At 70.0% G+C, this 22,426-nt stretch carries 15 protein-coding genes and 3 pseudogenes; 8 read left to right on the forward strand and 10 right to left on the reverse strand.

What is annotated here, in order from left to right; genetic code table 11:
* Nucleotides 1-30 precede the first annotated feature (30 nt).
* Genes ACSP97_RS27455 through ACSP97_RS27470 form a run of 4 tightly spaced genes read right to left on the reverse strand, consistent with a single transcriptional unit; the run spans nt 31 to nt 3,817 of the window.
* Entirely contained in the window at nt 31-999 is a 969-nt protein-coding gene (locus ACSP97_RS27455) for a zinc-dependent alcohol dehydrogenase family protein (protein WP_440554709.1), read from the reverse strand.
* A gap of 44 nt (nt 1,000-1,043) precedes the next feature.
* Nucleotides 1,044-1,790 carry a HisA/HisF-related TIM barrel protein gene (locus ACSP97_RS27460; RefSeq protein ID WP_172636756.1) on the reverse strand — a complete coding sequence of 249 codons (747 nt, stop codon included), beginning with the start codon at nt 1,788-1,790 and terminating at the stop codon, nt 1,044-1,046.
* A 54-nt stretch (nt 1,791-1,844) separates the two neighbouring features.
* Nucleotides 1,845-3,107: an NAD(P)-binding protein gene (locus ACSP97_RS27465; RefSeq protein WP_355148460.1), complete on the reverse strand. Its 1,263-nt coding sequence runs from the start codon at nt 3,105-3,107 to the stop codon at nt 1,845-1,847.
* Nucleotides 3,108-3,112: 5 nt separating this feature from the next.
* Nucleotides 3,113-3,817 (reverse strand): hypothetical protein, encoded by a 705-nt coding sequence (locus tag ACSP97_RS27470; protein WP_355148458.1) that lies wholly within the window; start codon nt 3,815-3,817, stop codon nt 3,113-3,115.
* Between the two features lie 430 nt (nt 3,818-4,247).
* On the opposite strand from ACSP97_RS27470, the gene ACSP97_RS27475 reads away from it, so the two are divergent.
* From ACSP97_RS27475 to ACSP97_RS27495, 5 genes and pseudogenes are all read left to right on the forward strand, one after another.
* A complete protein-coding gene (locus ACSP97_RS27475) occupies nt 4,248-4,622 on the forward strand; it encodes a helix-turn-helix domain-containing protein (protein WP_078967726.1) in 375 nt (124 codons plus the stop codon).
* A gap of 175 nt (nt 4,623-4,797) precedes the next feature.
* A pseudogene (locus ACSP97_RS27480) lies at nt 4,798-5,229 on the forward strand (IS701 family transposase); the annotation flags it as partial.
* 759 nt (nt 5,230-5,988) lie between these two features.
* Nucleotides 5,989-6,144: pseudogene (locus ACSP97_RS27485) on the forward strand (helix-turn-helix domain-containing protein); the annotation flags it as partial.
* 18 nt (nt 6,145-6,162) lie between these two features.
* Nucleotides 6,163-6,291 carry a hypothetical protein gene (locus ACSP97_RS27490; protein WP_440558564.1) on the forward strand — a complete coding sequence of 43 codons (129 nt, stop codon included), beginning with the start codon at nt 6,163-6,165 and terminating at the stop codon, nt 6,289-6,291.
* Between the two features lie 668 nt (nt 6,292-6,959).
* Nucleotides 6,960-7,595, forward strand: a complete 636-nt coding sequence (locus ACSP97_RS27495; RefSeq protein ID WP_355148454.1) for a tyrosine-type recombinase/integrase — start codon at nt 6,960-6,962, stop codon at nt 7,593-7,595.
* Between the two features lie 138 nt (nt 7,596-7,733).
* On the opposite strand, the gene ACSP97_RS27500 is transcribed toward ACSP97_RS27495, so the two are convergent.
* Both ACSP97_RS27500 and ACSP97_RS27505 read right to left on the reverse strand, forming a co-directional pair.
* Complete coding sequence (locus tag ACSP97_RS27500) at nt 7,734-9,263, reverse strand: helix-turn-helix domain-containing protein (protein WP_355148452.1); 1,530 nt, start codon at nt 9,261-9,263, stop codon at nt 7,734-7,736.
* 137 nt (nt 9,264-9,400) lie between these two features.
* Nucleotides 9,401-9,847 (reverse strand): Lrp/AsnC family transcriptional regulator, encoded by a 447-nt coding sequence (locus ACSP97_RS27505; protein WP_355330417.1) that lies wholly within the window; start codon nt 9,845-9,847, stop codon nt 9,401-9,403.
* Nucleotides 9,848-9,988: 141 nt separating this feature from the next.
* Here ACSP97_RS27505 and ACSP97_RS27510 point away from each other — a divergent pair, with 141 nt between their 5' ends.
* A complete protein-coding gene (locus ACSP97_RS27510) occupies nt 9,989-10,456 on the forward strand; it encodes a rhodanese-like domain-containing protein (RefSeq protein WP_355330415.1) in 468 nt (155 codons plus the stop codon).
* Nucleotides 10,457-10,478: 22 nt separating this feature from the next.
* Here the strand turns inward: ACSP97_RS27510 and ACSP97_RS27515 are convergent, their stop codons facing one another.
* Entirely contained in the window at nt 10,479-11,411 is a 933-nt protein-coding gene (locus tag ACSP97_RS27515; protein ID WP_440554714.1) for a DUF4232 domain-containing protein, read from the reverse strand.
* A 278-nt stretch (nt 11,412-11,689) separates the two neighbouring features.
* Between ACSP97_RS27515 and acnA the strand changes: the two genes are divergently transcribed.
* Entirely contained in the window at nt 11,690-14,407 is a 2,718-nt protein-coding gene (gene acnA, locus ACSP97_RS27520; RefSeq protein WP_355148444.1) for an aconitate hydratase AcnA, read from the forward strand.
* Between the two features lie 66 nt (nt 14,408-14,473).
* Here the strand turns inward: acnA and ACSP97_RS27525 are convergent, their stop codons facing one another.
* Complete coding sequence (locus ACSP97_RS27525) at nt 14,474-17,209, reverse strand: SpoIIE family protein phosphatase (RefSeq protein ID WP_440554716.1); 2,736 nt, start codon at nt 17,207-17,209, stop codon at nt 14,474-14,476.
* A gap of 189 nt (nt 17,210-17,398) precedes the next feature.
* On the opposite strand from ACSP97_RS27525, the pseudogene ACSP97_RS27530 reads away from it, so the two are divergent.
* Nucleotides 17,399-17,857 (forward strand): annotated as a pseudogene (locus ACSP97_RS27530) (LutC/YkgG family protein); the annotation flags it as partial.
* A 98-nt stretch (nt 17,858-17,955) separates the two neighbouring features.
* Here ACSP97_RS27530 and ACSP97_RS27535 read toward each other — a convergent pair.
* Nucleotides 17,956-18,339 carry a carboxypeptidase-like regulatory domain-containing protein gene (locus tag ACSP97_RS27535; protein ID WP_440554718.1) on the reverse strand — a complete coding sequence of 128 codons (384 nt, stop codon included), beginning with the start codon at nt 18,337-18,339 and terminating at the stop codon, nt 17,956-17,958.
* On the reverse strand, nt 18,269-22,072 hold the full coding sequence (locus ACSP97_RS27540) for a GH92 family glycosyl hydrolase (protein WP_355530844.1): 3,804 nt from the start codon (nt 22,070-22,072) through the stop codon (nt 18,269-18,271). The genes ACSP97_RS27535 and ACSP97_RS27540 overlap by 71 nt, the downstream gene beginning before the upstream one ends.
* Nucleotides 22,073-22,426: the final 354 nt, after the last annotated feature.

Below are 22,426 nucleotides of genomic sequence, written 5' to 3' on the forward strand. Positions count from 1 at the left end.
TCCGGTCGGCACGTGCGGGAGCGGTCGTGATCAGCCAGTGAGCACGACCTTTCCGCCGCGTCCGGGCCGCATCGTGCGTTCGAGTGCGGACTGGAAGTCCGCGAGGTCACGGCGCTCCGCGACATCGAGGCCGGGCAGGCCACGCACGACGGCTTCCTGGACTTGCCGGGTGAGGGTGCTCAGCTCGCGCTCGCCCAGACGCTCCATACGGGCGGGCAACCAGAAACCGCTGATGCTCACCTGTCGGAAGACCAGGTCGTCGGGACGCACCAGGAGGGGGTGACCGGACAGCATGCCGTAGGAGACGAACCGCCCGGCGGGACGCAGGCACCGCAGCGCCGCGGTGCCGAGAGCCCCACCGACCGCGTCCAGCACCGCGTCCACTCGGCCGTGTTCCAGGGCGCCGCGCACCGCCCCGAGGAGAGCGTCGGCGGAGCCGACCGTCAGGGGCCGCGTACCCGGGCGGGTCAGCGCGCGTGCTTGCTCGCGGTGCCTGACCACGGGCAAGCACCGGACACCGCGCTCGCTCGCCAGGCGGATCACCATTCGGCTCACCGCGGAGGCACCCGCGGTGAGGAGCAGCGTGTCGCCGGGGCCGAGGGCGATGTCACGCACGAGCAGGTGGGCGGTGAAGGGGTTCACGGTGAGCTGGCAGGCGGCCTCGGCGGAAACGCCGCGTGAGACCGGGATCACCGAGGTGCCGGGTACGCAGACGTGCTCCTGCCAGGTCCCCGTGGCGGAGACCGCCACGAGGGTGCCTGGTACAGGGCCGCTCGTACCGGGGCCCAGAGCGTCCACGATGCCTGCGCCCTCGAACCCGGCGACAGCCCAGCCGCTCTCCTGGCCGCCACCGTTCGGTCGCAGGGTGAAGCGTGCGTCGCGACCGTAGGATCCCTGGACGAACAGGAGGTCCGAGGGGTTGACCGGGCGGGCGGAGAGCCGTACCCGCACCTCACCCGGCCCCGGTTCGGGCCGTGGAAGGTCCAACAGGCGGAGCACATGGGAAGGTTCGCCGTATTCGCGAAAAGCCAAGGCCCGCACGATCAGCCCGCTTCCCCGTGGAGGCGCCGGCACAGTTCCTCGCTCAGCGAACCGATCGTCTCCCGGCCGCTGTGGACGACCTTGTTGACGAGTACGTGGGCGGCGTCGCCGCCGCACAGCGCGTCGGCCAGTTGCCCCGCGGAGCCCGCGCCGCCGGAGGCGATGACCGGGAGTTGGGACACGCGGGCGGTGGCGCGAGTCAGATCCAGGTCGTAACCGATGCCCGTGCCCTCACGGTCCACGTTGTTGGCGAGCAGCGCGCGCAGACGCAGCTCGCCGAACCGACGGGCCACCGTGAGCGCGTCCGCGGCTGTGCGGGTGGCGCCGCCGTGGACGAGCACCCGCCATCCCCGCTGCCGGTCCCCGGAGCAGTTCACGACGCCGACGAACCGTCGTCCCCCGAGCAGGCGGACCGCGTCCGCCACCCGGTCGGGCTCCTCGACCATACTGGTACTGACCGAGAGCGCGTCCGCGCCCGCGGACAGTAAGTCCTCACACTCCGCAGGCGACGGCAAGACTCCGTGCTGCACGGAGACGAGCAGTTCCAGACCGGTCTTGTGCAACTCGCGCAGGAGGTCCGGCAGGTAGCCGACGGCAGCCCAGGGGTCGACGACATCCAGGAACAACTGGCCGGCCCCGTCGTGCGCGTAGCCGACGGCGATGCCTACGACGTCGAGGGGATCGGCGAGACCGGGGATTCCGGACGGGTCGGTCGCCACGCCGTCGCGCACGTCGATGCAAGGGATCACCTGCCGGGCCACCTGAGCCCGGGAATACGTGGTACTGCTGCCATGCCGCATCAGTCATCCGCCTTCCAGGTAGTCGCGCAGCCTCCGCGGCCGTGCGCCGCGGGGCGCGAGGTGAAGTGCCACGGCCAGAGCCGATCTCATGGCCGCTTCCTGCGTTTCCACCGGGGTCGTGCAATGTCCGAGAAAGAGCAGGCGCTGCCCGGCTTCGATCTCGCCCAGCCGCTGCCGCGCCCGGCAGGCCGCCGGGGTGGGAAGAGTCGTCCGGAACGAGGAGCGGGCGAGTTCCTCGCGCGACCGCCCGCTGCGGTGATCGACCTGACTGACGAACAGGTCGACACCCAGCGAGGGGCCGTACCAGGTCGTCGTCTGACTCCGGTGCTCGTCCACGGTCGTGTTGCCGGCGGACCACAGGTGCCGGTCCTCGGGCATCCCGTACGGGTCGCGGTGCAGGACGTAGGTCACTTTCCGGTACGCGACGGAGTTCAGCGCGGCTTGCCAGGCACTCGTGCCTGCCAGACCGGAGAGTGCGGTCAGGGCACGGTCCGCCGGAAGGGCCAGGGCCACCGCGTCCACCGGGTGAACGGCCCCGGCTCCGTCCACGAGTTCGAAGCCCGTCCCTGCTTGGCGCACCGCCAGCAGGCCGGTGCCCAGTCGTATCCTGACCGAAGGGGAGCCCGCAGCGAGTCCGTGGACGAGGGACGTGGCCCCGAAACGCAGGTACGTCGTTCGGGGAACCGCGTCCGGTGGGGTGAGGGTCGCCCCTACCGCCCGCGCGGACAGGGTCCGTACCTCGTCCAGTGTGCAGCCGTGGAGCGAAGCCGGCAGTGCGCACAGGAGGTGCTCCACCGAGGACGATGGCAGCGACCAGGAGTTCAGGACCTCGTCGAGCGTGAGGTCCCAGGACATCCCCTCCGCCTCCCACCGCGCGGATTCCTCGGCGAAGCGGGCCATGGCCCGGTACGCTGGGCCGCCGGCCGTGACCGGCCGCACCGTGTCGGTGGGGTCTGCGGCGGAGACCCACAGGGCCGAGCGCTCGCGCTCGCGGAACACCACGCGAGAGGACGTGGTCTCCACCAGATCCCCCGCAGGAATACCCACTGACGCCGCCATGTGCCGCCAGAGCGGAGACGACTCTACGGGTGTCTCCCTGACACCGAGGTCGATGACACAGGTACCGCCTCGTACGGTCGTCTGGACGGACTCCGCGTTCCCGCCGAGCCTTGGCCGTTCTTCGAGCAGCAGCACCTCGTGGCTCTCGCCAAGTAACCAGGCCAGCGTCAGACCCGCGATCCCGCCGCCCGCTATTCCTACGCGCACGGCAGTCACCCCTGCCGACTTCGTGGGCCTGCGGCGACCGCGGACGGTGCTCGGCGCGCACCGGCGGCGAACAGCCAGAAGCCGTCGAGGCCGGCCAGCAGCATGTCGGCGACAGAAGTGGCGCGGTCAGGTGACTCACCCTCGCGGACGCCGCCCTCTACGACGGCGGCGGCAAGGTCGAGCAGCTCCGTGGGTGTCGGCAGGCTGTAGTGGTCACGGAATGCCTCGGGCACCTCGATGTCATTGTCGGTCAGCGTCCGCAGGAGTTCCCGGGACTCCCGTGCGTAGGCCGCGAAGTCAGAACGCAGTGCCAGCGCGGCCTCGACGGGTCCGGCGTGCAGGCACATCCAGGAAACCGCCCTGGGGAAGGCGAACGCGTTGGCGTCCTTTGACGGGTCGAGAGCGGAGGAGGGGGACGAGTCCAGAGCCCTCGCGCATCGGTCGAGGCTCGGCTTGAGCGAGCGCAGGGCAGCGTTCAGCCCGGTGAAGAGATCAGCAGCCGGTCCACTCGGGAACCGGGCAAGAAGTACCGCATAGGCCACTGTCTCGGTTTCCAGGCACAGTTGGTCGGCCTGCACCATGCGGCGAAGATCCTGTCGGCCTACCCGGCCGTCACGTGCTGAGCGCAGCAATGCGTTGTCACGCTGCCTGATGATCTGCTCCTGTTCGAAGAGTAACCGTGCTGCAGCAGATGCGGGACCGGTATCCATGAATTCCCTCGTCAGTGATTTTCCTTCTTTGTTCGATGCAGCCGCGAGTGCCCGCACCTCGTACCCGGAAACAGTGAAGCATTAGGTACCTTCGATACGGCACCAAGTCCTTTGGTCGCTTATTCACCCGTGCCGTCGTAACGGCTCGGCAACCCCGCTCATAATGAGCCACAGACCGGCACGTACGAAGGAGTGCCATCGGGTGGTTCCAGGTGCCACAGGGGCGCTGGCGCACCGGTGGTGTGGGCGGCCTGACGAAGAGGCAGAGACGTGGCGCGGAGGTGGACGTCCACTGGGCAACCAACGCTGACCGGATCGTGGGTTCCCCGTTACACGAACCAGGGAATAACGGCTCTGTCTGTACCGCATACCGGCGTCAATGCCGCTGACCCGTGTGTGAGCAACAGACTCATCCCTCGGGGGCGACGTCATGCCTGACGAAGAAGAACTCTGCTGCCAGGAAATTGCGTGCAGTCTCCGGGCGCTGGTCCGGGATGTCAATGAGATCGTTCGTTTGTTACAGATCCTGGTTCAGGAGCGTCAGCCGGGCTCCGACTCGTCCGTCCCTGAATCCCTGTTGCCCGACAACAGGATCGAATCCCTGACGGACCGCGAGAATGAGGTTTTCCATCTACTGGTGACCGGAATGTCGAACCGTCAGATAGGTCGCACACTCGGTATTGCGGAGCGCACGGTGAAGAATAATCTGCACTCCGTATACCGCAAGTTCGGTGTTACGGGTCGGGCCGAGGCGATCGCCCAGTACTTCGGCGCCCCCGTCGGGCATCCCAGGTCGAGCGGCTGAGACCGTGCCCTATGTGATTGAAGCCCGTCCCACAAGGCCGCGAACCAGGCCGCCTCCGCCTCGGCATCAAGGTCAGGGCGGAAGAGTCCCTGGTCTAGAACGCGCGGACCTGAGCTGCGACCGTGTCGAGCACACAAGTGTACCGGTCCGTGAAGTATCCGTGGGCGGGGTGGTCGGTCGAGGTCGCCTCGCCTGGAGGCAGGGCAGCAAAGGCGCGATGACCTCGCGGTTCGCGGTGCTGAGAGTGCGGCCCGCGGGCAAGCAGTCCCTGGCAGCAGCCCAGGAGGCGGGCGGCGGCCGCAACCGGTGGGACGGCGTCCTGCCCGTCCAGACACTCCTCGTCGAATGGCCGGACGGCCAGGACACTCCGACGGACTTTTGGATATCGAACCTGCCCGCGACCACACCGATCGTCGACCTGGTCCGGTGGGCCAAGATGCGCTGGCGGATCGAGCACGACTACCGCGAACTCAAGCACGGCCTCGGCCTGGACCACTTCGAGGGCCGCACATGGCGTGGCTGGCACCACCACGTCACCCTCGTCACCGCCGCCCAGGCATTCCTCACCCTTCGGCGGCTCGCCCCAAAAGCACACACGTCGGCCTGACCCTCCACCACGTCCTCGACGCACTACAGGACCTGCTGAGGTGCTGGACCGGCACCTGCACCACCTGCGGACGACCCCTGCCCATCCAACGAAGGCGCCGCAGACAGAACGGAACCTAACGAAGCACTACTAGTGACGGCCATCAAAACCTTATAGAGGGAGCTCTGCGTCGTAGAGCGCCTTTCCAGAACGCTTCTTGGCCACGGTTTTCTGCCGTGAGCGGGTGCGGATGGGCTTCCTCTTCCTGAGCGCCGGTAGAGCTTGCCCATGTCGTCATTGAGGTACGCGGCGTTCCGCGGTCGTACAGGGGGGGGTACGCGCCGTGCGACCAATTTGTGCCCGCCGACGCGCCTGTCCCCGACTGCAAGCGCATGAAATCGACTCGCCGCTCGGCAGGAATGTTTCGGCTCTCCGTGACGCATGCCTTGCGGCGTGGCTGAAGAACGGCGACCAGACGGCGGGGCACATCCTTGCGGTGGCCGAATGCGCCGGAATGAGCGCTCCTCGCCTCGCCGAACGCTTCGCGTACTGCCTTCGCAAGCCGACACGGGACGAAATTCCTTGGGATCGACTCGAAGCTGCCTTGGTCCTTCCTGACCTGCCGAGCAAGCCGACTCCGACCGCGCGGCGTCCGTAGCGGTACTCCGAGTCGCGGCTTCTCCGCGATTCTTCTCTGCCTTACGACAGGCAACGGCTGGGCGGAGCACCGGTTTCCGCCCAGCCGGGCTCCCCTCTCCCATACCTCACAGAGAACCTCCGATGCCTGCACGACCCTTGCTTGCCCCCACTGCTTTCCCCGCAGCTGTACGCACGGCCTTCCTGACTGTGAAGGACGCCGCCAATTACCTCGGCCTCTCGCCCCACACCCTCTACGTCTGGCGCCATCGCCGACAGGGACCGCCGAGCTTCCGCATGGGCCCCCGAGGTCGCGTCATGTACCGAGTGGAAGCCCTCGACGCCTGGGTCCGCGAACAGGAGCAGGCCGACTCCCGCTCCAACCCCGCCCTCAACCCGCTCATCGTCCGGCCTCAGGAGCGTTCCGCCCGCTTTACCGCTTCCTGACACGGTTTCCTCCGCCGTAGAACGCCGCCGTCGCCTCATCACAAAGGAGTTCCATCTGGCCGGCTACATAGAAGACCGATGGCTGAAGAAGCGCCCGAACCCGAAGACCGGCAAGCGCTACCACACCGCCATGTAAGGCAAGTGCACCCGCTACCGCGTCAAGGGCATCCCCGGCGTCAAGGATCGTTCCTTCGACGCACTCCAGGACGCCAAGACCTGGCTCGCCCAGGCCCAGACCGATGCACGCCGAGGCGAGTTCGTCGATCCCCGCGACGGGGCCATCTCCCTCAAGGACTACATCGCGACCCACTGGTGGCCCACCCAGAGCGGTGACCCGTCCACGATCGAGCGGATCGAGCAGAGGGTACGGCGGCACATCATTCCCCACCTGGGTGCTAAGCCGCTCAACGCCATCGGTACGGAAGTCCTGCGCCACTGGAAGAAGCGGCTGGAGAAGGACCTCGGTCCGACCTCGATCCGTCTGGTCTGGGCGACGCTCTCCAGCGTCCTCCAGGCCGCGGTCGAGGACCGTCGCCTTGGACGCAATCCATGCCGGTCCAGCACGGTCGGCCCTCCGCCCGCGACGCCCGGCAGGGTCGAGGCGTGGCCGCCTGAACGGGTCCTGGCCGTACAGGGGGGCCCTGCCGGATCGCTACCGGCTCCTCCTCGTGATCGGAGCAGGTCTCGGGCTCCGCCAAGGGGAGGCGCTCGGTCTTTCAGCGGACGACATCGACTTCGAGAAGGAGGTCGTGCACGTCCGGCGGCAGGTCAAGATGGTGCGGGCGAAGCTGTGTTTCGCGCTTCCCAAGGGGCGCAAGGTCCGGGACGTGCCGCTGCCGTCAAGCGTGGCCCAGGCCATCCGGCAGCACATGGAGCCATTCGCGCCGGTGCCGGTCGCACTGCCTTGGGACGACCCGACTCCGGCCGAGACGCCGGTGGAGGCCAAGCATCGGCGGCCGAGGACCTACAACCTCCTGGTGACGGGACGCGAGCGGAAGGCCATCAACCGGAACTACTTCAACTCCTACGTGTGGAAGCCCGCTCTGGCCACGGCGGGCGTGATCGCCCCGCTGGACGAGGGCAGCACCGACGGTGCTCGTGTGTGGGAGCCGTCCCGGGAGCACGGCTTTCACGCCCTGCGCCACTTCTACGCCTCCGAGGAACTGGAGGCTGGCGAATCGATCGTCTCCCTGGCACGCAGGCTGGGGCACTCCGACTCCGGGTTCACGCTGCGGAAGTACTCCCACTTCCTGCCCCGCGCCGGCGCACGAGGCAGCGCCGCCATCGACGCGATCTTCGCGTAGCTGAGGCCGTGGCCGGTCGGTAGAGCCCGTGGAGCGTGGCTCGTAGCCTGCCGCAGGCCGAAAGTCCCAGAGATGCCGCCGTACCACTCCCTGACCCGCTAAATAGCAGGTCAGACGAGGTACGGCGGCATCCGTACATCAGATGTCCCGGAAGATCTCGATCTGCGCCCCGATCGAGTTCAGCCGCTCCGCGAGGTCCTCGTAACCGCGATTGATGACGTACACGTTGCGCAGCACCGACGTCCCCTCCGCCGCCATCATCGCCAGCAGGACGACCACGGCGGGGCGCAGGGCCGGGGGGCACATCATCTCGGCGGCGCGCCAGCGGGTGGGGCCTTCCACCAGCACGCGGTGGGGGTCCAGCAACTGGAGCCGCCCGCCGAGGCGGTTGAGGTCGGTGAGGTAGATCGCGCGGTTGTCGTAGACCCAGTCGTGGATGAGGGTCTGGCCGGAGGCGACCGCGGCGATGGCGGCGAAGAAGGGGACGTTGTCGATGTTCAGGCCCGGGAAGGGCATGGGGTGGATCTTGTCGATCGGCGCCTCCAGCTTGGAGGGGCGGACCGTGAGGTCGACCAGGCGGGTGCGGCCGTTGTCCGCGAAGTACTCCGGGGAGCGGTCGTGGTCCAGGCCCATCTCCTCCAGGACCGCCAGCTCGATCTCCAGGAACTCGATCGGCACGCGGCGCACGGTCAGTTCGGACTCGGTGACCACCGCGGCGGCCAGCAGGCTCATCGCCTCGACCGGGTCCTCGGAGGGGGAGTAGTCGACGTCGACGTCGATGTTCGGCACGCCGTGCACGGTCAGCGTGGTGGTGCCGATGCCCTCCACCTTCACGCCCAGCGCCTCCAGGAAGAAGCACAGGTCCTGGACCATGTAGTTGGAGGAGGCGTTGCGGATGACGGTCACGCCGTCGTGCCGCGCGGCGGCCAGCAGCGCGTTCTCCGTCACGGTGTCCCCGCGCTCGGTCAGCACGATCGGGCGGTCGGGGCGGACCGTGCGGTCCACCTGCGCGTGGTACTGGTTCTCGGTCGCCGCGATCTGGAGGCCGAACCGGCGCAGCGCGATCATGTGCGGCTCGATGGTGCGGGTGCCGAGGTCGCAGCCGCCGGCGTAGGGCAGCTTGAACTGGTCCATCCGGTGCAGCAGCGGGCCGAGGAACATGATGATGGAGCGGGTGCGGACGGCCGCCTCGGCGTCGATCGCCGTCATCTCCAGCTCGGCCGGCGGCACCAGTTCCAGGTCGACCCCGTCGTTGATCCAGCGGGTGCGTACGCCGATGGAGTTGAGCACCTCCAGCAGGCGGTACACCTCCTCGATGCGTGCGACCCGGCGCAGCACGGTGCGGCCCTTGTTCAGCAGGGAGGCGCAGAGCAGGGCGACACAGGCGTTCTTGCTCGTCTTGACGTCGATGGCGCCGGACAGCCGGCGGCCGCCGACGACCCGCAGATGCATCGGACCGGCATAGCCCAGCGACACGATCTCGCTGTCCAGCGCCTCACCGATGCGCGCGATCATCTCAAGGCTGATGTTCTGGTTGCCGCGCTCGATGCGGTTCACCGCGCTCTGGCTGGTGCCGAGCGCCTCCGCGAGCTGCGTCTGTGTCCAGCCCCGGTGTTGCCGGGCGTCACGGATGAGCTTGCCGATGCGTACGAGGTAGTCGTCTGCCATGAGGTTGAGGTTATCTCAGATATGAGATGGTGCTCGTTGGGGGGTCCATTCGGGTGATGGCGTGTCAACGGCCTGCGGGTTCAGGGGGAATGCCTCGGTGGTGGGTGATTCGTTACGTATAGCCGTCCAGCGAGGATTTATTCGCTTACGGGGCGCCGGGGGAGCGGGGAGGAGTAGACGACGCTGGTCGTCACGGACCCCAGGCCGCCGATCCGGCCGGAAATCTCCTCCAGGTGGCGCATCGAGCGCGCCGCCACCTTGATGACGAAGCAGTCGTCGCCCGTCACGTGGTGCGCCTCCAGGATCTCCGGCATCGCCTCGACCAGATCGTGGAACGGCTTGTAGTTGCTGTTGGGGTAGCGCAGCCGCACGAACGCCATGATCGCCAGCCCCACCTTGTCCGGGTCCACGACCGCCGCGTAGCCGCCGATCACCCCGGCCTCCTCCAGTCGCCGTACGCGCTCGGTGACCGCGCTGGCCGACATGGAGACGGTGCGTGCGAGGTCGGCGAAGCTGATCCGGCCGTCCCGCTGGAGGACGTCGAGAATGCGCCAGTCGATGGCGTCCAGGGATATCGCGGTCACGGACGAGAAATAGCACGGATTCCCCGGCCCACCTCGCCCAGGTGCCGTGGATCGTGCCTTCAGAGTGCCGGAACGGGCCCATAGATTCGGTGCCGGACGGCGACCGAGCCGTTCGACCCGCATCCCGAGAGGACCCGAGCCGTGCCCGCGACCAGCCCCGTTCTGCGCACCGCCCCCGCCGCACCCGCCGAAGCCGCCGCCCACTTCCGCGCCCTGCTGCGTTTCCACGCCGACGTCGCCGACGTCGCCGAGGCCCTCGCCGCCGGGGGCGACCCCGGGTTCGTCCTCCTCGACTCCCGCTCCACGCCGTCCTGGGAGCAGGGGCACATCCCCGGCGCCGTCCACCTCCCCACCGCGCTCATCCCGGAACGGGCCGCCGGACTGCTCGACAGGTCCGTCCCCGTCGTCACCTACTGCTGGGGCCCCGGCTGCAACGGCGCCACCCGCGCCGCCCTCGCCCTCGCCGAACTCGGCTACCAGGTCAAGGAGATGCTCGGCGGATTCGAGTACTGGGTGCGCGAGGGGTTCGCCTACGACACCGCCGACGGCCCGCGGCACCCCGCCGCCGACCCCCTCACCGCCCCGGCCGCGGCCGCCTGCGGCTGCTGACGCCGACCGGCCGCCGCCGGCCTCAGTCCCGCGCCGGCGGCCGTGCCCAGGCGCGGACGGCCAGCTTGCCGGTGGTGCCGAGGTCGAGGTGGGGCGTCACGGTCACCGGCGCGGCGCCCCGCTCCGCCCGCACTCTGACGTACGGGACGTCGACAGGGGTGCCGAACCCGGTGGTGTTGCGCCACATGAGGCCCGAGACGGCGCTCTCGCCGGGCTTCAGGACCAGCGGCCGGGCCGGCTGGTCGAACTGCGGGTCGCTGCTGATGCCCCCGCTCCCGCGCACGATCCGGACGCCGTGGACGGGCGCCAGGTCCTCGTCCAGCAGTTCGAGGAGCGGATAGCCGTCGAGCGTGTGGTCCCGTTTCCCGCAGTTCTCCAGGTGCAGTCCCACCACGCGCAGTCCCATCGCGGCGTCGCCGTCGTCGGCGGTGAGCCGGAGGCCGGAGGGCGGGCACTGGCCGGGCGCGGGCGGCGCCTCGGCGGCGGGCACCCGGGTCACCCGGGCGACCTTGACCCGGCTCACCCGGGACGAGCCGGGGGCCGGCGCCCCCAGCCGGACCGTGCCGCGCCGGGTCGCGCCGGGGGCGAGGGAGCGCACCGTCTCCTGGTGGTCGCCCATGACCTCGCCGGTGTCCGTGGTGAAGTCGAACAGGATCGTGTACGTCAGTGCCCCGGTGCCGCTGTTGGTGACTTCGTAGGTGGCCGAGATCCCGGAGTCACCGGTGGCGGAGAGCGGGTCGGGGTGCACCCGGAACCGGTCGGAGGGGGTGGGGGCGGGCGTGGCGGAGGGGAGGGTGAGCGAGGTGATCCGGACGCCCTCCACCGGCGGGTCGGTGACGGGGATCCCGGACGCGGGCGCGGCGGCGCCGGGGGCGCCCGCGTGTTCGGACCCGCACGCCGTGAGCGTGAGCAGCAGCACGGCGAGGGCCGGGAGGAGTGGCGTGGCTCTGCGCATCGGCCCATCCCATCAGGGCCGCGGGCGCCGGGCCATGGTGGAAGCCACAGTTCCGGCCACGGGCGCGGCAGGGCGGACAGGGGTCCGCACCCCGACCCGGCATGACCATCCGGCACCGATGTACTAGAGTTATCTCGACATCGAGATATCTGCCGAGGCGCACCGCGGTCGCCACTCTGGTAAGGCGAGCCTAACTTAGCCTGACCTCACTGGACCGGCCAAGCCGGCGTGGCGGCACGATTGACGGTGGTACGCGCACATCAATGAAGGAGACTGTCGTGTCGGCGAACAGCTTCGACGCCCGCAGCACGTTGCAGGTGGGCGACGAGTCGTACGAGATCTTCCGGCTGGACAAGGTGGAGGGCTCGGCCCGACTGCCGTACAGCCTCAAGGTCCTGCTGGAGAACCTGCTCCGCACCGAGGACGGCGCGAACATCACCGCCGACCACATCCGCGCCCTCGGCGGCTGGGACTCCCAGGCCCAGCCCAGCCAGGAGATCCAGTTCACGCCGGCCCGCGTGATCATGCAGGACTTCACCGGCGTGCCCTGCGTCGTGGACCTCGCCACCATGCGCGAGGCCGTCAAGGAGCTGGGCGGCGACCCGGCCAAGATCAACCCGCTGGCGCCGGCCGAGCTGGTCATCGACCACTCCGTCATCGCCGACAAGTTCGGCACCAACGACGCCTTCAAGCAGAACGTCGAGCTGGAGTACGGCCGCAACAAGGAGCGCTACCAGTTCCTGCGCTGGGGCCAGACCGCCTTCGACGAGTTCAAGGTCGTCCCGCCGGGCACCGGCATCGTGCACCAGGTGAACATCGAGCACCTGGCCCGTGTCGTCATGGTCCGTGACGGCAAGGCCTACCCCGACACCCTGGTCGGCACCGACTCGCACACCACCATGGTCAACGGCCTCGGCGTCCTCGGCTGGGGCGTCGGCGGCATCGAGGCCGAGGCCGCCATGCTCGGCCAGCCGGTCTCCATGCTGATCCCGCGCGTCGTCGGCTTCAAGCTCACCGGTGAGCTCCAGCCCGGCACCACCGCCACCGACCTCGTGCTCACCATCACCGAGATGCTGCGCAAGCACGGCGTCGTCGGCAAGTTCGTGGAGTTCTACGGCGAGGGCGTGGCCGCCACCTCCCTGGCCAACCGCGCCACCATCGGCAACATGTCGCCGGAGTTCGGCTCCACCGCCGCGATCTTCCCGATCGACGACGAGACCCTCAACTACCTGCGTCTGACCGGCCGCAGCGAGCAGCAGGTCGCGCTCGTCGAGGCCTATGCCAAGGAGCAGGGCCTCTGGCTGGACCCGAAGGCCGAGCCGGACTTCTCCGAGAAGCTGGAGCTCGACCTGTCCACGGTCGTCCCCTCCATCGCCGGCCCGAAGCGCCCGCAGGACCGCATCGTCCTCGCCAACGCCGCCGAGCAGTTCAAGCAGGACGTCCGCGCGTACGTCAACGACGAGTACGAGGCCAGCAAGGAGTCCTTCCCCGGCTCCGACGCCCCGTCGACCATCCCGAACGGCACCCCGTCCAAGCCGGTCACCGTCACCGCCCCCGACGGCACCACCTACGAGCTGGACCACGGTGCGGTCACCGTCGCGGCCATCACCTCCTGCACCAACACGTCCAACCCGTACGTCATGATCGGCGCCGCCCTGGTCGCCAAGAAGGCGGTCGAGAAGGGCCTGACCCGCAAGCCGTGGGTCAAGTCCACCCTCGCCCCGGGCTCGAAGGTCGTCACCGACTACTTCGAGAAGGCCGGCCTCACGCCGTACCTGGACAAGCTGGGCTTCAACCTGGTCGGCTACGGCTGCACCACCTGCATCGGCAACTCCGGCCCGCTGCCGGAGGAGGTCTCCAAGGCCGTCAACGACCACGACCTCGCGGTCACTTCGGTCCTCTCCGGCAACCGGAACTTCGAGGGCCGCATCAACCCCGACGTCAAGATGAACTACCTGGCGTCCCCGCCGCTGGTCGTCGCCTACTCCATCGCGGGCTCCATGAAGGTGGACATCACCCGTGACGCCCTGGGCACCGACCAGGACGGCAACCCGGTCTACCTGAAGGACATCTGGCCGACCGAGGCCGAGGTCAACGAGGTCGTCGCGGCCGCCATCGGCGAGGACATGTTCGAGAAGTCGTACTCGGACGTCTTCGCGGGCGACGCCCAGTGGCAGGCCCTCCCGGTCCCGACCGGCGACACCTTCGAGTGGGACACCGAGTCCACCTACGTCCGCAAGCCCCCGTACTTCGAGGGCATGGGCATGGAGCCGGCCCCGGTCGAGGACATCGCCGGCGCCCGCGTCCTGGCCAAGCTGGGCGACTCGGTCACCACCGACCACATCTCCCCGGCCGGTGCCATCAAGGCCGACACCCCGGCCGGCAAGTACCTCACCGAGCACGGTGTGGAGCGCCGCGACTTCAACAGCTACGGCTCCCGCCGCGGCAACCACGAGGTCATGATCCGCGGTACGTTCGCCAACATCCGCCTGCGCAACCAGATCGCGCCGGGCACCGAGGGCGGCTACACGCGTGACTTCACGCAGGACGGCGGCCCGGTCTCCTTCATCTACGACGCCTCGCAGAACTACCAGGCCGCCGGCATCCCGCTGGTGGTCCTGGCCGGCAAGGAGTACGGCTCCGGTTCGTCCCGCGACTGGGCGGCCAAGGGCACCGCGCTCCTCGGCGTCAAGGCCGTCATCGCCGAGTCGTACGAGCGCATCCACCGCTCGAACCTCATCGGCATGGGCGTCCTGCCGCTGCAGTTCCCGGAGGGTGCCTCCGCCGCGTCCCTCGGCCTGACCGGCGAGGAGACCTTCTCCATCTCCGGCGTCACCGAGCTGAACGAGGGCACCACGCCGCGCACGGTCAAGGTCACCACCGACACCGGTGTCGAGTTCGACGCGGTCGTCCGCATCGACACCCCCGGTGAGGCCGACTACTACCGCAACGGCGGCATCATGCAGTACGTGCTGCGCAACCTGATCCGCAAGTAAGCGGTACGGCGACGCAGTCGAGGGCCGCATCCCCGGGCAGGGGGTGCGGCCCTCCGCCGTTCCCGCTCACAGATCGAACGAGTCCAGCGAATCGAGCGAGTCCAGCGAGATCTCCGGGAAGTCCGGCAGTCCCTGGCGCACCGCCATCTCCGCCCAGATCACCTTCCCCTGCGGCGAGTACCGGGTCCCCCACCGCTCGGTCATCTGCTGCACCAGGAACAGCCCGCGTCCGCCCTCGTCCGTCGTCCCGGCGTACCGCAGGTGCGGCGAGGTGCTGCTGCCGTCGGCCACCTCGATGATCAGCGTCCGGTCCCGGATCAGCCGCAGCCGGACCGGCTCGGAGCCGTACCGGATCGCGTTGGTGACCAGTTCGCTGAGCACCAGCTCCATGCCGAAGGCCGCCTCCTCCAGGCCCCACCGGGCGAGCCGTTCGGACACGGCGCGCCGCAGCCCCGACACGGCGGCCGGATCGGCGGGCACGTCCCACTCGGCCACCTGGTCCGGGGTGAGCGCCCGGGTGCGCGCGATCAGCAGGGCCACGTCGTCCCTGGGCCCCTCCGGCAGCAGCTCCTCCAGCACCGCCCGGCAGCCCGCCTCCGGGGAGCGGTCGGGATGGCCGGCCAGCGCCCGGCGCAGCAGCTCCATGCCCTCGTCCAGGTCGCGGTTGCGGTCCTCGATCAGGCCGTCGGTGTACAGCACCAGCTGGGTGCCCTCGGCCAGCTCCAGCTCGGCCGTCCGGAACGGCAGGCCCCCGAGGCCGAGCGGCGGCCCGGCCGGCAGCTCGGGGTAGGTGACGGTGCCGTCGGGACGCACCAGGGCGGGCGCCAGGTGCCCGGCGCGGGCCATGGCGCACCGGCGGGTCACCGGATCGTAGATCGCGTACAGGCAGGTGGCGCCCACGATCTCGCCCGCGCTCTCGGGGCCGAGGTCGTCCTGGTCGATGCGGCCCACGAGGTCGTCCAGATGGCTGAGCAGCTCGTCGGGCGGCAGGTCGAGGGTGGAGAAATTGTGCACCGCGGTCCGCAGCCGGCCCATCGTGGCGGCGGCGTGCAGCCCGTGGCCGACCACGTCGCCCACGGCCAGCGCCACCCGGCCGCCGGGCAGCGGGATCACGTCGAACCAGTCCCCGCTCACCCCGGACTGCGCGGGCAGATAGCGGTAGGCGACGTCCAGCGCGCTCTGCTCGGGCAGCGCGCGCGGCAGCAGACTGCGCTGGAGGGTGACCGCCAGGGTGTGCTCACGGGCGTAGCGGCGGGCGTTGTCGACGCTCACCGCCGCCCGGGCCACCAGCTCCTCCGCCAGCGACAGGTCCTCCTCGTCGAAGGGGTCCCGCTTGGCGCGGTAGAAGGTGGCGATGCCCAGCGCGACCCCGCGGGCCCGGATCGGGGCCGAGACCAGGGACTGGATGCCGTAGTCGAGGATGGCCTGGGTGCGCGGCGGGTCTTGGGCCCGCCAGCCCACGGCCTCGGACAGATCGGGGACCAGCTCGGAGCGGCCGGTGTGGTAGCCGCGCGCCTGGGGGGTGGACGGCTTGAAGTGGATCAGCCGGTCTTGCTCGTACAGGGGAGGGTCCGTGCGGACGCCGTGCACGGCCAGCCGCCGCAGGGTGCCGGCGGTGGGGGCCGGTTCCTCGCCGTGGAGCACGCCGTCGTCGAGGTCCACGGTGACGAAGTCGGCGAACCGCGGTACGGCGATCCGCGCCAGCTCCTCCGCGGTGCGGCGCACGTCCAGGCTGGTGCCGACGCCCAGACCGGCGTCGTAGAGCAGTTTCAGCCGTTCCCGGGCGACCTCCGCGCGGCCGGACAGCGCTTGCAGCTCGGTGGTGTCGCGCAGGGTGACCACAGTGCCGCGGGGTCCGCCCGCGTGGTCGGTGGGCCGCTGGTTGACCGCCAGCAGCCGCTCCCCGGCGAACAGCACCTCGTCGGTGGCCTCGCGCCCGGAGGCCAGCAGCTCCACCGTCTCCGGGTCGAGTCCGGGCAGCTCGGACAGGTGCCGCCCCTCGGCGTCGGCCGGCAGCCGCAGCAGGCGCCGCCCCTCGTCGTTGACGAGCAGCAGCCGCCCGTCGTCGTCGATGATGAGCACGCCCTCGCGCACCGAGTGCAGCACCGCGTCGTGGTGCTCGTACATCCGCGTCATCTCGTCCGGTGCGAGGCTGTGGGTCTGGCGCCGCAGCCGCCGTCCCACCAGCGCGGTCCCGCCGGTCGACACCACGAGCGCCCCGGCCCCGGCGCCCAGGATGATCGGCATCTGCCGGTCCACCTGGTTGGTGACGTTCTTGACCTTGAGCCCGGCGGCGACGAGGGCGGTCACCCGGCCGCGGGCGTCCTCGACGGGCACGATCGCCTGCATCTCGTGACCCAGCGGCCCGTTGACGCTCTCGGTGTACGTCCGGCCCGCCAGCGACGGCCCGATGTGCCCGACGAACCGCTGCCCGATCTTGCTCGGGATCGGGTGGGTGTACCGGATGCCGTGCGTGTCCATGACCACGATGAAGTCGACCCCGGCCGCCTTGCGCCCGGCCTCGGTGACCGGCTGGAGCACCTTGGACGGGTCCGGGGTGCGCAGTGCCTGGAGGACGCCGGGGGAGTGCGCGAAGGTCTGGGCGACGGCGATGGAACGGTCGCGGGCCTCCGCGCCGGTGTCCCGCTGGGACTGGAGGAACAGCGCGATGACGCCACTGACCACCAGCAGCACCACAAGGGCCACCTGGAGCAGGAAGACCTGTCCGGCGACACTGCGGGGGCCCTTGCCGATCACGGAGCGCCGGCCGGGGCGCTCGGATCGAACGGAGGTGTCCGACATGCCGCATTTGTAGCACTGGAGTTCATGGTGTGGCCATGCGCCGTCCAATACCTGGACGGGCGTCCTGGGGGCTGAGCGGGCGACGGCGCCTCGGTTCCGCCGGCCGACCGGTGCGCGGACCCCTTCAACGCCCCCCGGACCCGTGGCTCCACGGCGCGTCCGGCACCGGTCGCCGCCCCCGGCTGCTTCGTGCGCACCTGCACCGCCGGCCGCACCGCCGAGGTGATTGCCGAGGCCCTCCGCGAGCGCGGCGCCCGCCGGATCGTCGCGCCCACGGGCCGCGACGGCACCTGGCTCGCCGACTACGAAGGCGAGGTCCGGCCCGCCCGCGCGGATGTGCCCGCACCCCGGCCGGCCGCGGTCGACGGCGTGGTGACCGCGTCCGCGGTGACCTGCGCGGAGACCGGCACCATCTTCCTGGACGGCTCCCCGGACCAGGTCCGGCGCGCGCTGTCGCCGGACCTGCACGTCTGCGTCGTGGACCTCTCCTCGGTGGTGGTCGGGGTGCCGGAGGCGGTCGCCCGGCTGGTCCCGGAGCGGCCAACGACGCTGATCGGCGGGCCGTCGGCGACCTCCCACATCGGGCTGGAGCGCGTCGAGGGCGTGCACGGTCCGCGCACCCTGGACGGGATGATCCGCACCGGCGCCTGCACGGACGGCGCCCGGCCGGGACGGCGTTCCACGCGCCCGGCCGGGCTCGACCGGATCACGGCGGGCCAGGGGCGCCGCCGTCCGGAGACGGTGTGTCAGTCCCGCGCGGGACCCCCGGCGGGTACGGTGCCGGGCCGGTCCCGCAGCAGGAAGTCGGCGCGTACGACCTCGCCGGAGCCCAGCAGCGTCTGCCGGACCGCCGGCTGTCTGCCCGGCACCGCGGCCACGACGCTGAGGTAGCGCTCGGGCAGCCCGGTCACGGCGTACTCGCCCCGGGCGTCGGTCAGCGTGGACACCAGCTGGCGACCGCCGGGCCCCAGCACGGTCACCAGCGCCCGCGGGACCGGCCGCCCGCGAAGGCCGGGCCCCGGGCGCGGTGCGCGCCCGGAACCCGGCCCCTGGAGCCCGTCAGCCCAGCAGTTCCACCTCCGCCAGCGTCGAAGGACGGTCCAGCACCAGCCGGTACGACCGGTACGCACCCGGATGCGCGATCGTGAACGCCCGGGTCTGGCGGTCCCAGGTGAAGGACTCCCCGGAGCGCCGGTCCAGCGTCCGCCACGTCGTGCCGTCGTCGGAACCCTGGAGGGTCCACCCGGCCGGGGCCGTGGTGTGGTCCGCCGGGGACGTCAGCGTGTACTGGAGCGGCTTCGCGGACCGGCCCGCCGGCAGGTCCACCGAGGTGACCGTCGCCTCCGTCGCCGAGGTGTTGTCGAACAGCGGGCCGGCACCCTTCAGGATGTCCGAGCGGGGCGTCGGCGCCTTGTCGTCCCGGGTGATCGAGACCGGACCCGCGTCCTTGCCGCTGCCCCACGCCGAAGGCCGGGGCCCCATGGCGAAGGTCAGCTCACCGCCCTTGGACAGCAGCGAGTGCGGGAGCGAGGTCGACGTCCAGGGACGGCCGTTGAACGTCACGCTCTGCACGTACACGTTCTTCGCGCTGTTCTTCGGCGCGTTCACCACCAGGTCGCGGCCGTTCTCCAGGTGCACGGTGGCCTTCTTGAACAGCGGGGAGCCGATCGCGTACTCGCCGCTGCCCATGACGAGCGGGTAGAAGCCGAGCGCGGAGAACAGGAACCAGCCCGACTGCTCGCCGTTGTCCTCGTCACCGTGGTAACCCTGCCCGATCTCGCTGCCGAGGTAGAGCCGGGACAGGATCTCCCGGACCGTCGCCTGCGTCTTCCAGGGCTGCCCGGCCGCGTCGTACATGTACGAGACGTGATGGGCGACCTGGTTGGACTGGCCGAGCATGCCCATGCGCACGTCCCGCGCCTCGGTCATCTCGTGGATGACCCCGCCGTAGGAGCCGACGAACTGCGGGGAGGCCGTCTCCGGGGTGGCGAAGAACTCGTCCAGCTTGTCGGCGAGCCCCTGGCGGCCGCCGTAGAGGTTCGCCAGGCCCCGGGTGTCCTGCGGGGCGGTGAAGGCGTAGCCCCAGCCGTTGGTCTCCGTGTAGTCGTAACCCCACACCCGCGGGTCGTAACTGCCGGACTTCACGCGCCAGTTGCCCTGCGCGTCCTTGCCCTGGAAGAAGCCCGCCGCCGGGTCGAAGAGGTTCACGTAGTCACGGGCCCGGTTGAGGAAGTAGTCGGACTCCTCCTTGTAGTGCTTCTCGCCGGTCTTCTCGTACAGGGCCTTGCCCATCTCGGCGATGCCGTAGTCGTTGACGTAGCCCTCCATCGCCCAGGACAGGCCCTCGGCGGTGCCGGTGTCGGTGTAGCCGAGGAAGGGCGAGGTGCTCATGCCCTTGCGGCCCACTCCGGACGCCGGGGGGACCACCGTCGCGTTCTTCAGGGCCGCCTCGTACGCCGCCTTCGCGTCGAACTTCACGCCCTTCACATAGGCGTCGGCGAACGCCACGTCCGAGGAGGTGCCGGTCATCAGGTCCGCGTAGCCGGGGGAGGACCAGCGCGAGGTCCAGCCGCCGTCCTTGTACTGCTGCACGAAGCCGTCGACCATCGCGCCGGCCTGGGAGGGCGTCAGCAGCGAGTACGCCGGCCACGTGGTCCGGTAGGTGTCCCAGAAACCGTTGTTGACGTACACCGTGCCGTCCACGATCTTCGCGCCGGTGTGCGTCGGGGTGTCCTGGCTCTGCATGGGGGAGAAGGGCGAGGCGTACCGGTTCTTGCCGTCCACCTTCTCGTAGCCCGAGTTGGGGTACAGGTACAGCCGGTACATGCTGGAGTAGAGCGTGGTCAGCTGGTCCGGGGTGGCGCCCTCCACCTCCACCTTGCCGAGCAGCCGGTCCCAGACGCGCTGCGCCCGCGCCTTCACCGTGTCGAAGGAGGTGCCCCGAGGGATCTCCTGGCGCAGATTGGCCTTCGCCTGGTCGACGCTGATCAGCGAGGTCGCCAGGCGCAGCGTCACGGTGTGGCCGGCGCCCGCGGCGAAGCGCAGATAGCCCTTCACCCCGCTCGACGCCCCGTCCGTGACCCGCTTGTCGAACTCGCCGTACACGAACAGCCGCGTCGCGCCGGTCGACAGACCCGACTTGACGTCCGAGTAGCCGGTGACGGTGCCGTGCTCCTTGTCCAGCGTCAGCCCCGCCTGCTCGGTGACGTTGTCGAACAGCACGCTCGCGTCGGAGCCCGGGTAGGTGAAGCGCAGCACCGCCGCGTGGTCGGTCGGCGTCATCTCCGCCTTGAGCCCGTTCTCGAACCGCACCCCGTAGTAGTACGGCCGCGCCGTCTCGTTCTCGTGCCGGAACGCCAGCGCGCGCGCCTCGCGGCCGGTGTCCGGGGTGCCGGCCGCGGCCGACGGCATCACCTGGAAGGTCTGCCGGTCGCCCATCCAGGGGCTCGGCTCATGGCTCGCGCTGAACGCCTGGATGGTCGGCAGATTGGCGTCGTTGTTCGCGTGCGCGTACTCGTACAGCCAGCTCAGCGACGAGGCGTTGGTGACCGGCGTCCAGAAGTTGAAGCCGTGCGGCAGCGCCGTCGCCGGGAAGTTGTTGCCGCGCGAGAAACTGCCGCTGGAGTTGGTGCCGCGGGTGGTCAGCGCGTAGTCGGACAGGTGCGCCTTCGGCTTCTCGGGCGCCACCGGCTTCAGCGACACGTCGTCGATCCAGCCGCGGAACTTCGCCGGCCCGCTGGGGGAGTCGTACCCCACCAGGATCCGGTCGACCGTCTTCCCGGCCGCCACCGAGCCGATCCGCGAGACGACGTTGTTCCACTGGTTGACGTAGAGCGACTTCGAGGCGCCCTGACCGCGCGGCGACAGCGGGAAGCCGTGCTGGTCCAGCGCACCCAGGTCGCTGAGGTAGGTGCCGTCGGTGAAGGCGAGGTCCAGGGAGACGTTGGTGGCGTCGTAGTCCCGGTCGCCGTCGGCCATCGACGGGAAGACGCGGTACGACAACTGGGTGTCGGCGCCGACCTTCACATCGACGTCGAACACCTTGTTGTACGAGTACGCCCGGCCGGCCGCCGTGTGCCGGCCGGCGTAGCGCAACGCCCGCGTGCCGGTGAACCCGACGCGCGCCTTGGCCGTCGGCGAGGCGGTCGGGCCCTTGTCGGTCAGCGTCAGCATGTCCTGCGGCACCGGGCCGCCGCCGTCGCCGGTGGACAACTGCACATCGGCGAGCTGGAGGATGTCCGGCGCGCCGTTGTTCCGGCTCACCTCCAGCCGGAAGTGCTGGTACTCGGCGGGACCGCCGAGGTGGTACGTCCTGGTCTGGAAGCGCTCGGAGAAGGTCTGCCCCGAGCGGGTGTCCAGGCTCTTCCAGTCCTTGCCGTCGGTGGAGCCGAGCAGCGTCCAGTCCCGTGGGTCGCGTTCGGCGGCGTCATTGGCCGAGGTCAGCGCGTAGTCGGCCACCTTGACCGGCTTGTCCAGGTCGAACTCCACCCAGCCGGTGGGCTGGAAGGTCAGCCACTTGGTGCCCGGCTCGCCGTCGACCAGGTTCTCCTTCACCTCCCCCGCGCCCGTGTTCTCGCCGCTCGCGCGGACGTCGGTGACGTGGTCGTTCACATTGCCCGGTATCCCGGTGCTGTAGCCGCCGTCCACGCCCGAGGCCCGCGGGGTGCCGTCCGGGCCGGTGTCGACGGTGCTCAGCCAGTCCGGTGCGGGATCGCCCGCCTCGAACGAGGACGCGAATTCCCGGTCGGCCGCCGGGGGCTTGGCGGGCACCGCGACCGCGGCGCCCTGTGCGCCGGCGGCCATGGCGAAGGCGGCCGTGAGTACGACCGCCCGGCCCCATCTGTGCCGAGTTCTCCGCTGCATCTACGGATTCCCTCCCTGCGCCGATCGGACAACGTTGTCAGTTCGAGGCGCAGGAACCAAGTAGGTGGTCAAGTGGCCGTTGATGTCAAGGGCGTTGGGCGTGTCATTCCCGCGGTCGCGGCCGTGTTCCTTTTCCACGGGCCGCACACAGGCCGCCCATATGTCCGGGAGGTCTCAACTCGGAAAAGACGCGCCGGGAACACTGCATTCGATCTTGCTCAGCTGGCGGGAACTGGACTATACCTGTCGGCGCCCGGTACAAGAGCACTCCCGGCAGTACATGCACGAAGAACTTCCTGCACCACCCAGCTTGACCCGACCGCGGTGCCGGGCAGGATCCGGTTCACCGCCTGA

This window comes from Streptomyces sp. SCPE 10 (genome assembly GCF_051980735.1).
In the GTDB taxonomy this organism is placed as follows: domain Bacteria; phylum Actinomycetota; class Actinomycetes; order Streptomycetales; family Streptomycetaceae; genus Streptomyces; species Streptomyces misionensis.

Bases quoted from the DNA above. Each gene is read 5' to 3' on its own strand.
- ACSP97_RS27525 (WP_440554716.1), bottom strand. From the start codon at position 17,209: ATGTCGGACACCTCCGTTCGATCCGAGCGCCCCGGCCGGCGCTCCGTG.
- ACSP97_RS27515 (WP_440554714.1), bottom strand. From the start codon at position 11,411: ATGCGCAGAGCCACGCCACTCCTCCCGGCCCTCGCCGTGCTGCTGCTC.
- ACSP97_RS27540 (WP_355530844.1), bottom strand. From the start codon at position 22,072: ATGCAGCGGAGAACTCGGCACAGATGGGGCCGGGCGGTCGTACTCACG.
- ACSP97_RS27490 (WP_440558564.1), top strand. From the start codon at position 6,163: ATGTACCGAGTGGAAGCCCTCGACGCCTGGGTCCGCGAACAGGAGCAG.
- ACSP97_RS27500 (WP_355148452.1), bottom strand. From the start codon at position 9,263: ATGGCAGACGACTACCTCGTACGCATCGGCAAGCTCATCCGTGACGCC.
- ACSP97_RS27470 (WP_355148458.1), bottom strand. From the start codon at position 3,817: ATGGATACCGGTCCCGCATCTGCTGCAGCACGGTTACTCTTCGAACAG.
- ACSP97_RS27475 (WP_078967726.1), top strand. From the start codon at position 4,248: ATGCCTGACGAAGAAGAACTCTGCTGCCAGGAAATTGCGTGCAGTCTC.